This window comes from Actinomadura sp. KC216 (assembly GCF_004348535.1).
Taxonomy (GTDB): Bacteria; Actinomycetota; Actinomycetes; order Streptosporangiales; family Streptosporangiaceae; genus Spirillospora.
In genome coordinates, this window is sequence record NZ_SMJX01000255.1 from 1 (window position 1) to 11,983 (window position 11,983).

At 69.6% G+C, this 11,983-nt stretch carries 9 protein-coding genes; 7 read left to right on the forward strand and 2 right to left on the reverse strand.

Annotated features, from left to right (window positions below; all coding sequences use genetic code 11):
* The first annotated feature begins 118 nt into the window (after positions 1–118).
* The 3 genes from E1264_RS31955 (at position 119) to E1264_RS45615 (ending at position 3,498) form a co-directional block, all read left to right on the forward strand.
* On the forward strand, positions 119–1,225 hold the full coding sequence (locus tag E1264_RS31955; RefSeq protein ID WP_132179404.1) for a ferritin-like domain-containing protein: 1,107 nt from the start codon (positions 119–121) through the stop codon (positions 1,223–1,225).
* A gap of 259 nt (positions 1,226–1,484) precedes the next feature.
* Positions 1,485–2,426, forward strand: a complete 942-nt coding sequence (locus E1264_RS31960; protein WP_132179406.1) for a hypothetical protein — start codon at positions 1,485–1,487, stop codon at positions 2,424–2,426.
* A 745-nt stretch (positions 2,427–3,171) separates the two neighbouring features.
* On the forward strand, positions 3,172–3,498 hold the full coding sequence (locus tag E1264_RS45615; protein ID WP_243711290.1) for a septal ring lytic transglycosylase RlpA family protein: 327 nt from the start codon (positions 3,172–3,174) through the stop codon (positions 3,496–3,498).
* A 65-nt stretch (positions 3,499–3,563) separates the two neighbouring features.
* Here E1264_RS45615 and E1264_RS31970 read toward each other — a convergent pair whose 3' ends face one another.
* Positions 3,564–4,766, reverse strand: coding sequence for a hypothetical protein (locus tag E1264_RS31970; RefSeq protein ID WP_207936506.1), 1,203 nt, complete (start codon positions 4,764–4,766; stop codon positions 3,564–3,566).
* A 362-nt stretch (positions 4,767–5,128) separates the two neighbouring features.
* Here E1264_RS31970 and E1264_RS31975 point away from each other — a divergent pair, with 362 nt between their 5' ends.
* Positions 5,129–5,491, forward strand: a complete 363-nt coding sequence (locus tag E1264_RS31975) for a YkvA family protein (protein WP_132179410.1) — start codon at positions 5,129–5,131, stop codon at positions 5,489–5,491.
* A 29-nt stretch (positions 5,492–5,520) separates the two neighbouring features.
* Here E1264_RS31975 and E1264_RS31980 read toward each other — a convergent pair whose 3' ends face one another.
* Positions 5,521–6,270: an IclR family transcriptional regulator gene (locus tag E1264_RS31980; protein ID WP_279491695.1), complete on the reverse strand. Its 750-nt coding sequence runs from the start codon at positions 6,268–6,270 to the stop codon at positions 5,521–5,523.
* 1,095 nt (positions 6,271–7,365) lie between these two features.
* On the opposite strand from E1264_RS31980, the gene E1264_RS31985 reads away from it, so the two are divergent.
* From E1264_RS31985 to E1264_RS31995, 3 genes are all read left to right on the forward strand, one after another.
* Positions 7,366–7,749: a hypothetical protein gene (locus E1264_RS31985; RefSeq protein WP_132179414.1), complete on the forward strand. Its 384-nt coding sequence runs from the start codon at positions 7,366–7,368 to the stop codon at positions 7,747–7,749.
* Between the two features lie 185 nt (positions 7,750–7,934).
* Complete coding sequence (locus tag E1264_RS31990) at positions 7,935–9,752, forward strand: fatty acyl-AMP ligase (RefSeq protein ID WP_132179416.1); 1,818 nt, start codon at positions 7,935–7,937, stop codon at positions 9,750–9,752.
* 32 nt (positions 9,753–9,784) lie between these two features.
* A partial coding sequence (locus E1264_RS31995) for an MMPL family transporter (protein WP_132179418.1) occupies positions 9,785–11,983 on the forward strand: 2,199 nt, incomplete at its 3' end.

An 11,983-nucleotide genomic window follows, 5' to 3' on the forward strand; every position in this document is an offset into this window, starting at 1 on the left:
GTGTTTGTGCAGGGGGGTGGTCTCCGTGCGGGTTTACATGTTACCAAGGTATGTAAAGCCGTGGGCGGAGCGCACCAGCGTCGCGCTCGGGCGGCGCACCCCCGGAGGAGGATTCCCCGTGAGTTCCTACGACCTCTACGTCACGCCTGTCCCCACGGACACGTGGAACGTCCCCATGGCGGGCGACGCCCGGTTCACGTGGGAGTACGACGAGGGCCGCGACCGGCTGCTGAACCTGTACCAGAAGGGCAAGGACAAGCAGTGGGACGCGCAGAAGCGCATCGACTGGGACATCGAGGTCGATCCGGTCAATGTCGCGGGCCTGCCGGAGCACTTCAACCCGCTCTTCGGGTCCGACATCTGGGAGAAGATGTCGCAGAAGGAGCGTGACGAGTTCGGGCTGCATCAGGGGTCCTGGCTGTTCAGCCAGTTCCTGCACGGCGAGCAGGGCGCGCTGAACGTTTCGGCGCGCATCGTCCAGTCCGTGCCCGACCTGGACTCCAAGTTCTATGCCGCGACCCAGACGATGGACGAGGCGCGCCATGTCGAGCTGTACACGAAGTTCGTGCACGAGAAGATCGGCATGTACTACCCCATCAACCAGGACCTCGCGACGCTGCTCGCCGAGTCGCTGGAGGACGGCCGCTGGGATCTGCCGTACCTCGGCATGCAGGTCCTGATCGAGGGCCTCGCGCTCGCCGCGTTCGGCCTGTACCGCGACATGTCGACGAACCCGCTGGTCAAGCAGCTCCTCGCGTACGTGATGCAGGACGAGGCGCGGCACGTGGCGTTCGGGCGGCTCGCGCTCAAGGACTACTACGCCGAGCTCACCGACAGGGAGCGCGCCGAGCGCGAGGAGTTCGTCGTCGAGGGCTGCTACCTGATGCGCGACCGGTTCAAGGGGCGCGAGATCTTCGAGCAGCTCGACATGCCTGTCGAGAAATGCGTGGAGTTCGTCGACAACTCCGACATGTACACGCTCTATCAGTCGCTGCTGTTCAGCCGGATCGTCCCGTGCGTCCGGGATGTTGGGCTGTGGGGTGACAAGGTGCAGGCCGCCTATGCGGACATGGGCGTCCTCGACAACGCCAAGGCCGACCTCGAAGCGCTGATGAAGCAGGACGAGGAGATCGCCGAAAAGGTCGACGAGGAGCGGTACGCGGCGGAGCTCGCCGAGCGGAAGGAGGAGGTCGACCAGGCCATCTCCCTCGGTGCGGCCGAATAGCCGGATCATCTGGTCAGGCGGGGGCGTCCCTTGGGGGGCGTCCCCGCTTCGCATTTCGGAGCTTGTCGCCATTTGGTGCGCGTGGGATGTCCGCGGACCGGTTCAGTAGATCTATGTGGCGTTTACTAATTGCTTCTCCAAATGGCAGTGCGCGTCCCGGGCGTGTACTAACGTCCCCGGTCAACGGTGCGCCGGATTTGCAGACCGCGCGGGCGCACACCCACACGTGCAGGGCCAATCCGAAATCCCCGGGGGAAACATGAAACGATCCGCCAGAAGCCTGCTGGCCGTCTCGGTCGGCGCGGCGTTCGCCGTCACGACCGCGCCCGCGAACGCGGCGTCCGGCGCGTCCACCACGCTTGTCTACGAGGCGGCGGCCGTGGCCGGACCCGTCACCGGCGCGCTCCCCGAGCCGGTCGCGCAGCCGGCGGGCCAGGCCGCCGGGTCGGCGACGGGCGCGGTCGACGGTCTGCTCGACGTCGCGCCCACGACGCCCGGCGCGCGCGCGGCGCAGTGCAAGCTGAACCCCAGCAAGACGGTCAACTCCCACGCCGGGACGAGTCTGCCGAGCGCCCCGCTGTCCCTCGGCAAGGCCCCGGTGGGCGGGCTGCCCAAGGGCGACTGCCTTTCCGCTCACCGGCACGCGGGGGCGGGCGAGCTGCCGCCCCCGGCCGACGCCGTGGTCAGGGTGCCGAAGACGCTCGCCAAGGACACCGAGAAGGTCGGAGCGGCGGTGCGCAACAGCAAGCTCGGCGAGCTGCCCGCCGTGGGCACCGCTCTCCCGGGCGGCCGCCGCGCGGCGGTGCCGAGTGGTCAGCGGAGCACGGTGGTGCCGGGGGTTCCGTCCGTGGTCGGGCCCGGGTCCGTTTCCGGGGTGCCGGACGTTCCGTCGGCGCTCGGCACCGTGCGGCCGGCCGGGCTGCCGGTCGGCACGACGCTCTTCCCGCGTTCCGCGCGGTATGCGCAGCCCGGTCCGTCCGACGACCTGGTCGGCCAGACGAACGAGGCGGTCAATCAGGTCGGCGGCGATCTCGACCAGACCGGGAGCGGTGTCGGCAGCGTGGTGGAGGTCCTGAAGGCGCGGGGCGCGGTGGCCGCGCAGCGGTCGGCGGACGGCCCGCTGTCCCTGCCGGACACGTCCGGCATCGGGCTCTCGGACGCCTCCGGGGTCGGGCTGCCGGAGGTGCCCGGGCTCGGCTGACGATCATCGGGACGGGGCGTTCCGCGGATGCGACCACATCCGCGGAACGCCCCGTTCCGTTAGCAGGCAAGTGATTGTTATATGCCCGAGATCACAGCTTCCATGGGTAGTAAAGCTGATCTACGAACCCGGCTACTCAACGGAGTTGATCAGCTCCGAAGGGCAAAATATAGGGTGACAAACCCCACAAACCAGGGCCCTGCGGCTTGATTAATGCGAGATACGCCGTACGGTCAAGGACTTGTGCGGCGTCTTAGAGATCAAAAGTGAAGATGCCATTCCCTCGCCGCACCTGCCGGACGCCGGAGCCGCGATGATGCGGCAGCGCCTTGAGGATCGGCGCGGACGCGGGCGAGCGAGCCCGCCGGCGGCGGGGGATTCGGGGACGAGCGACGTCGCCTGAACACGCCGCGAGTACGACACCGGCCGTCCGGGGTCCTGTCCCCTAACAAAGGACTCCTCTGTGGGTAGCCCTTTCAGGCGTGTTCTACGAGCGCGCCTACGCACGACCATCCTGATCGTCTCCGGTGCCAGTGCCGCCGTCCTCGCAGTGGGCGCAGTCGCCCTCGCCGACGGCGACGAACCAGCGAAATCGGCATCCGCTGCAGAGACCACCACATCACCGCTGCAAGACCGTCCACGGGCTGAGCCCACGCGGGCCAGCCGTGGCCAGACCCGGTCGCCGGAGCCTTCACCAGAGAAGACGAAGGCGGGCAAGAGCCGGTCCGATAGCAGCACAGGGCACGTGACCAAGCCCGTGAAGAAGAAGCGGTACAAGGTCATCAAGTCGGGCTCGTGCGAAGCCTCCTACTACTGGGAGGGGCAGATGACCGCGAGCGGCGAGCCCTTCGACCCGAGCGAGTTGACGGCCGCGCACAAGACGCTGCCGATGGGCAGCAAGGTCCGCGTGACGAACAAGAACAACGACCGTTCGGTCATCGTCCGCATCAACGACCGCGGCCCGTATGCGGGCGGCCGGTGCCTGGACCTGTCCAAGGCCGCGATGAAGAAGGTCGGCGGCACCGGAGCGGGCGTGATCCCCGTCCGGTACGAGATCCTTTCCCGGGGCTGATCCCCGTAGCAATCGCATCCGCCCGGCGGGCGTCGAAACGTACGCCTGCCGGGCCGTTCACCCGCTCAGCGTGTACGGCCTAGGCCGCATCCGGCTGCGGCGGATTGCGTCTCTGCGTCGCTCGACCATGCGCCGTTGCCGCCTGCCTGTGGCTGCGGGCTCGTCGTACGCGTCTTGTCCGGTGCAGTGTCCGGTTCTTGGGCGTTGGCCGGTTGGGTGTCGCCCGGGGACGTGTCCGGCTGCCTCGCGGCAGGGCGGATGTTGATCGGCTGGGTCTTGACCCTTGCGGCGTCCAAGAGCTCGTTGCCGGACGGGTGAGGGGTGGCTGAGTGAGCGTCCGCGGCGGGGGCCGGGTCGTCGACCCGTTTGGTTTCGGCCGGCGGGTCGTTGTCCGGTGGCGTCGTCGGGCTGGCGAGGCGGTCGCGGAACCAGTCGGTGAGGACGCCGTCCACGCGCACGGCCTCGGTGATCGGCGGGCGCGCCTCGGTGCCGGGTTCGGCGGCCAGCGCGTGGCCCATGCGGAACGTCGCGGACTCGACCGGGCCGGCGCCGTGGCGGCGCAGCAGGTCGCGCAGGGACGTGATCTCCCTGGCCGGGACGACGCGGTCCTTGGCGCCGCCGATGAGCAGCGTCGCGACGTCCCGTCCGGCCAGGTCGCCGGCGAGGGAGCCGAGGTCGAGGCGGTCGGCGAGCGCGGTGGCGCCGTCCGTCCAGGACCGGTCGCGGCCCGAGCGCTTCTCCACCGCCCGGGCGACCCGCGACGGCGCGACGACGGGGGCGACGAGCGCGACGGCGCTCACCGGCACGGTGCCGCGCGCCGCGGCCAGCATCGCGGCGGCGCCGCCCGCGCTGAACCCCACGAGTCCGACGGAGCCCTCAGCGCCGTCTGGGGCCCCTGAGGCGTCCTGGAGGCCGAGATCCCGGCGGATGTCCGCCAGGGCTTCGGGGAGGCGCTCGACGGCGCTCTCGACCGCCGCGCAGTACGTCTCGATCGTCTCGGTGTCCAGGATCGCGCCCGAGCCGAGCCCGCCGGGAGAGCGGCCGGGCAGGTCGAGGTAGACGCGCCACACCGGCACGCCGGTCATCGGGATCGCCGTGGCGAGCGCGCTCGCGGTCCGGGGCGGATCGAAGCCGGGCCAGGCCACGATCAGCCGCGTCGGCCCCGTGGCGGTCGCGTCGACGGCGGTCGGGGGCAGCGCGACGTACGCGTCGCCTGCCGCGGTGCCATGGACGGGATGGTCGTTCGTATGGTGGTCGTCGCCGCTCATGTCGATACGTCAGCTCCTGCGATGCTCGACGGGCGGTAGCGGTCGCGCCCGGGGGAGCGCTCCCCCGGGAAGCGGCCCCCCGCGCGCCCCATGCTGGCAGCGGACGGCGGGCAACACACCGTGAATCGCCGCACGTCACCCATGAGAGTGATGAAGAACTCACCTCAGGTAACCCCAATCGAATGTTCGAGTGCACGTCCGACCCTAGGGTTTCGCGATCGTTCCGGTGCCGTTGCGGGTGGTGCGCGTGTGTCATGGCCCTCATGGCCGGTTCGAGGGAACAAATCCGGCACAGGCCGCGTCGTAGTAGGTCGTGGGCGCCGCGGGGGCGCGCCCTCCGAACGTCCCTCTGAGGAGTGCTCGTGGACAGGAAGCGCAGCGCGGCCGCCGCAGGTCAGGCCTGGCAGATTTACGCCGAAACGCTGAAGCCCGACGCACCGGGCCTCTGGGAGCGCATCCGCTCCGTCCCTCGGATGCTGAAGTCGGCCATGCGAGGGCAGTACAAGGGCCTGTCCTACGGGACGCTCGGGCTGCTCGCGCTCGGCGTCGTCTACATCATCTCCCCGATCGACGCCATCCCCGACGTGATCCCCGTTGCGGGGATCGTGGACGACACAGGGCTCGCGCTCTGGATGCTCGCCGTCCTCGTCAAGTCCGCGGGGGACTTCGTCACATGGGAGCGCAGCGGGCGTCCGACCGTCCTGGTGGGCGAACCCGTCGACTGACCGCTCAGTGCGGTGCAGCGGGTTAAGGGTCAGGACGCCGGTGGAGCGAGTTCCTTGGCGAAGCGCTCGGCGGCGTCCTGCATGATGGGCACGACGTTCGGGATGGCCTCGCGCGTCATGCGTCCAGAGGGCCCGGACACGGAAAGCGCCGTCAAGGCCGGGGCGCCTTGCAGAGGCACGGCCACGCAGCGCACACCGAGTTCCTGTTCCTCTTCGTCCAGCGCGTAGCCCTGCACCCGGATGCGCTTGAGTTCGGACAGAAGAGCGTCCACGTCGGTGAGCGTGTTCGGGGTGTGCGCGTCCATGCCGGTCCGGGCGAGGATCTCGCGAACCCTCTCATCGGACAGTTGCGACAGCAGCGCCTTCCCCACGCCCGTGCAATGCGGCTGGACGCGCCGTCCCACTTCGGTGAACATCCTCATGGAGTGCTTGGACGGTACCTGCGCCACGTACACGGCCTCGTCGCCTTCCAGCACCGCCATGTTGGCCGTCTCGCCGACCGCGTCGACGAGGCGGGACAATACAGGCTGCGCCCAGGTGCCCAGTAGCCGACCGGCGCCCTCGCCTAGCCGGACGAGCCGCGGCCCCAGGGCGTAGCGCTTGGACGGCTCCTGGCGGACGTAGCCCTTGTTGACCAGCGTCCGCATCAGGCGGTAGATCGTCGGCATCGGTAGCCCGGAGACCTCTGTGAGTTCGGACAGCGCCATCTCACCCCCCGCGTCCGCCAGATGTTCGAGCAGATCGAACGCCCGCTCCAGCGAACGGACCGCTTCCGCCACCCGCGTCTCCTCTCGGTCGCGACCCATCCGATTCTACGGAGGAGCTGCGATCTCGCTGCGCGAAAGATTGCCGGGCAGGTGGAGCCGCATACGTTACTTGTGGCTCTGACCAGGCAATAATTGTCGGTGCCCGGCGCCCGCGTCGCCGCCCCCCTGGCAGCCAATACGGACAGAACCGGGGAGAGGGATCGGGTGCGAACGGGGCGCCGAACGACACGCTGGGGTGCGATCGCGGCAGGCGGGGCACTGACCGTACCGGCACTGACGCTGGCCGCGCCGAGTGCTGCGGCCGTGCCGGACGGACGCCCGTCGCCCGTCCGGTTGAACATGGACATGACGGCGCGCGGCAGCTCGGGCGCCGGGGGGAACTATGCGCTGACCTACACGATCCAGATGACCGCCCAGGGCGGCACCGCCCGGAATGTGGTCCTGCAGCTCGCGGCCGACCGTCCGCTGGCGTGGACGAGGTACTCGGCCACGTGCGCTCGGCGGGCGGGCTCCGGTGACCAGCGACTGCGATGCGACGTCGGGGACGTCGGCAAGAAGGTCGTGGAGCGAACGGCGACCGTCCGGGTACCGCGGTCGGTGGTTTCTGGGACGTACGGCAAGTCGTTGAGCGTTCGCGCAGTGGCGGACGCCGCGAACACTCCCAAACGTTCGATCCGCGCGGTTCTCGGCTTCTCCAACGGCGCCAGCTCGACTGTGAGACCGGACGACGACAAGACGTCGTGCAAGGGCTCGACGGCCAAACCCGGCGGCGACGACGCCGTTGCCAGCGGAAAGCCGTCCTGCAACACCGGAAAGCCGCGCGGAACCGTCAAGCCGCGCCAACCCAAGCCCAGTGGGGCTCGGCCTAGCGGGGCTAAGCCCGGTGGGGTCGGCAAGCCGTCTCCGACTGGTGGTCCGTCCGGTAAGCCGACTCCGGGGGGGACCGGCGGGGTTAAGCCGCCGCCCGGCGCTGCTGGTCCGCCGCCTGCTGGTCCGCCCGCTGTGGACAGCCCGCCGTGGGGGGACGACGGACCGCCGTGCGAGCGTGACAAGGCCGGTGAGTGCGCGGCCGGGCCAGGGCCCGGGCCGGGAGCCGGACCGGGGACGGTGGGGCCCTCAGGGCCGTTCGGGCCGTCTGGAGGGGACGTCGGGACGGGAGCCGGAGCGCCCGGGTCGGGCGAGGGCCAGGCCGCCCCGGGGGCGCCCGCGCCGGGCCTGCCGGCGGCGCCGGGCCAGGGCCCGGTCGTCCTGCCGCCGCTGACCGCGCCGGGAGGACCGCCGACGCGCGCCGCGTCTGGGGAGAGCCTGGTGTCCGCCGCCGCCCTGGACGAAGCGGAAGGGACGAACTGGGCCGTCGTCGTCGGGATCGCGCTCGTGGCCGAGATCGGGCTGCTGTGGGGTGCCGCGTGCGTCATGGTGTGGCGGCGGCGGATCGCGCTCCAGCGCGCCGCCGAGTCCAGAGGCGCCGAGGACCTCTTGTCACAGGGGTGACAAACCCTGCCTGGACGAATGTGAGCGCGGGCTAATATCGCGCGCTGGCTACCGTCCGGTAGCTTCACGCCCATCGCTGGTTTCCTGGGCGTCGGGCGGGGTCGTCGGGCCGGCGCGCTTCACGCCTGCCGACGGCGCCCCCGCTCGCTGAGGGCCGCCCGGCCCGTCCCTCGGGAGAATGATCGATGGCTTTGGGCTCGCTGCTTCCCGAACTCCTGCCGGGCGGTTCCGGCCGCACCCCGCTGATCGAGCGGGTCGCGCGGTGGGCGCAGGAGAAGCCGGAGGCCCCGGCCTACACGTTCGTCGACTACACGGCCGATCCGGCTGGCGCGCATGTCATGGCGACCTGGGCCGAGACGGATCGGCGAGCGCGGGCGATGGCAGTCGCGTTGCGTGAGGTGGTCGCGCCGGGTGAACGGGCCGCGCTGCTCATGCCGCAGACGCTCGAATACATGATGACGATGCTCGGCGCCATGCACGCGCACGTCATCGCGGTGCCGCTGTTCTCGCCCGACCTACCGGGGCACGCCGAACGGCTCATCGGCGCCTACACCGACGCAGAACCGGCGGTCATCGTCACGACGCGGAGTGCGCTCCCGCATGTGGAGAAGTTCCTGGCCGACCATGACATCCCGCAGCCGAAGGAACTCGTGTTCGCCGATGACGTGGACCTCACCCTGGCCGGACGGTGGCAGGACGAACCTGTCGCATTCGACGACCTCGCCTATCTGCAGTACACGTCCGGCTCTACGCGCCGCCCGGCCGGAGTGGAGATCACCCACGGGAACGTGACGGCGAACGCGGCGCAGCTATGGGCGGGATGGGCGCCCGAGAAGCCCGACCCAGAGCTGGTGAGCTGGCTGCCGCTGTTCCATGACATGGGACTGATCTCCACCATGGCGTTGCCGCTGGTGCACGGCGACCACGCCATCTACACCGACCCCGTCTCGTTCATCATGAACCCGATGCGGTGGCTCCAGCTCATCGCCGAGCGTCCGGGCGGGAACGTCTACACGGCCGGGCCCAATTTCGCGTACGAGTACGTCGCGTCCCAGGTGACGGCGGACAGAATCGCTGAACTCGACCTTTCCGGGTTGACAACGTGCCTGAACGGTGCGGAGCCGATCCGCCCGTCCACGCTGACGATGTTCGCGGACGCGTTCGCGCCGGCCGGGCTGCGGCCGGGCGCGCAGGCACCGGGATACGGGCTGGCCGAGGCGACCGTGTTCGTCACGGCGGCGGCGGAGAACGTCCCGCCGACGGTCGTCCCGGCGGACAGGGACGCGCTCACGCGCGGTGAGCTGCGGCTCTGCGACGGGGATTCCGAGCGGTCCAGCGCGCTGGTGTCGTGCGGGCGTCCCAGCGGGCAGATCGTGGCGATCGTCGACCCCGAGACCTGTGCGGAACTGCCGGACGGCCGGGTCGGTGAGATATGGGTGCATGGGCCGAACGTCGCGGCCGGATACTGGCGCAATCCCGATCGCAGCCAGGCCACGTTCTGCGGTGTGTTGTCTGAGGGTGGCCGTCTGCCGTCCGGGCCTTGGATGAGGACCGGGGACTATGGGGTCGTCCATGAGGGCGAGCTGTACGTGACAGGCCGCATCAAGGACCTCATCATCGTGGACGGCCGCAACCACTATCCGCAGGACATCGAGGTGACCGCGCAGGAGGCGCACCCAGCCATCCGGCCCGATCACGTCGCCGCGTTCGCCTTGCCTGGGGACGAGACAGAACGGCTGGTGGTCGTCGCCGAGCGCAACCGTCGCGTCCCTCTTGGACGGCTGGACGTGGACGAGGTCGAGACGGCGGTACGCGGTGCCATCAGCGTCCAGCATGAGATGAGCGTCCACGAGTTCGTGCTGATCGAGCCGGGTGGCGTGTCGCGCACGTCCAGCGGCAAGATCGCGCGTGCTGCCACGCGGCGGCGTTACCTTGACGGCGCCCTCGCGACGACCGCCGACCGCGTGGCGACGACCGCGGCTCGTCTCGCGTCCCGTGGATAACCTGGCGTCCCGCGGATAGCCGCAGGAGGAACATGCTTTCGGGGCTGGGGCGTCTCATCCACCGACGCCGGTGGACCGGCCTTGTCCTGATCCTGGTGATGACGGCGATGGCCGGGGTGTGGGGCCTCGGCGTGCTCTCCAAGTTCAAGGAGGGCGGCTTCGAGGACCCGGACGCGTCCTCCACCCTCGTCGCCGAACTCGGCTCTACCTACTTCGGCAGTACCAACCCCGACGTCCTGGTCCTCTACAGCAGCGACACCATGACGGTGGAGGACCCGCGCTACAAGGCCAGCGTGAAGTCCGCCGTCGCACGGCTGCCCAAGGGCAACGTCGAAGAGGTCATCACGTACTGGTCGTTCGACAGTAAGGCCGCGCATTCGTTCGCCTCCCGCGACAGGCGATCGACGTTCGTCGCAGTGAAGCTGCAGGGGAAGGACATCGGGGCCAAGGTCGAGAACTATCACGCCGTCAAGGAGCGTCTGGCCGCGCCAGGGCTCGACGTCCTGGTCGGCGGCAACATTCCTCTCGGGGAGGAGTTCGGGCAGCAGGTCGTCGACGACATCGTCCGGGCGGAGACCATCACGGCCTTGCCGCTGCTCATCCTCCTCGTGGTCCTGTTCGGTGCGCTGACGGCGTCGTTGCTGCCGCTGGTCGTGGGGGCCTTCTCGATGATCGGCGGGCTCGCCGTCCTGCACGTGGTCACCTATGCCGTTGACGTGACGTCCTTCGCCCTGGAAGTCGTCACGATGATGGGCGTCGGCCTCGCCATCGACTACTCGCTGTTCATCATCAGCCGTTTCCGCGAGGAGACCGCCCGTGGGCTGGCCGCGCAGGACGCCCTCGCCGCGACCATGGCGACCGCCGGGCGCACCATCATGGTCAGCGGCGTCACCGTGTCGGCCGCTCTCGCGGGACTTCTGCTCTTTCCGCAGATGTTCCTCCGGACGATCGGGCTCGCGGGCATCGCCACCGTCATGGTCGCCGTGTTCGGGGCGACCGTCCTGCTGCCGACGCTGCTGGCGCTCCTTGGCCCGCGCATCGAATTCGGCCAGATGCCCTGGCGGCGGCGGCCCAGGGCGAAGAGGTCCGACACTGGGTTCTGGTACCGGCTCGGCCACAGCGTGATGAAGCATCCGCTGCCGTACTTCGCCGTCGTCCTCGCCATCCTGGGCGTGATGTTCGGGCCGTTCCTGCACGTCCAGTTCGGCAGTGTGGACGCCCGCGTCCTCCCCAAGGACAGCCCATCCCGCGCTGTAGTGGAGACGCTCAGGCAGGACTTCCCCAACGGATCTGCCGAGCCCATCGACGTCGTCGTCTCCGGCGACCTCATTCCACGCGACTGGACGCCCACCGGTAAGGGCGACCCCATCCCGCCCTACCTCGAAGCCTTCAGGAAGCGCCTCGGATCGCTCCCCGGTGTGACCGAGGCCCAGTTCACCGGCTATTCCGGGACGTACGGCGGCGTGCGCATCTCCGTCACGCACGGATACGAGCCGATGGACCAGCGCGCCCAGGACATCGTCACCGAAATCCGCAGGATGAGCCTGTCGAAGGACGGCTACCCGATGCACATCGACGTCGGAGGCATCACGGCCGCGCAGATGGACCTGATGTCCAGCCTGATGCGCACCCTGCCGAAGATGGTGCTCGTCGTAGGGCTCGCCACGTTCGTCCTCCTCTTCATGTTCTTCGGCTCGCTCGTCCTGCCGCTGAAGGCCATCGTCATGAACGTGCTGTCGATCGGCGCGTCGTTCGGCGCGATCGTGTGGGGCTTCCAGGACGGGCACCTCGCGGGCCTCCTCGACTTCACACCGACCGGTGGCGTCGAGGCCACCAGCATGATCCTCATCCTCGCGGTCGTGTTCGGCCTGTCCATGGACTACGAGGTCTTCCTCCTCAGCCGCATCCGCGAGGAATGGGACCGCACGCACGACAACCGCGCGGCGGTCGCGTCCGGCATGCAGCGCACCGGCGCCGTCATCACCAGCGCCGCGCTGCTCTTCCTCGTCGTCATCGCCGGGTTCAGCACGGCGGGCATCACCGTCGTGAAGCTCATCGGCGTCGGCATGTTCGTCGCCATCGTCGTGGACGCCGTGCTCGTCCGCTCCCTCCTCGTCCCGGCCACCATGCGTTTCATGGGCGCCGCCAACTGGTGGCTGCCGGGCGTTCTCAGCGGCCTGCACGCCCGCATGGACCTTCGCGAGCACACCGCCCCCGCCCTTGTGGACGGG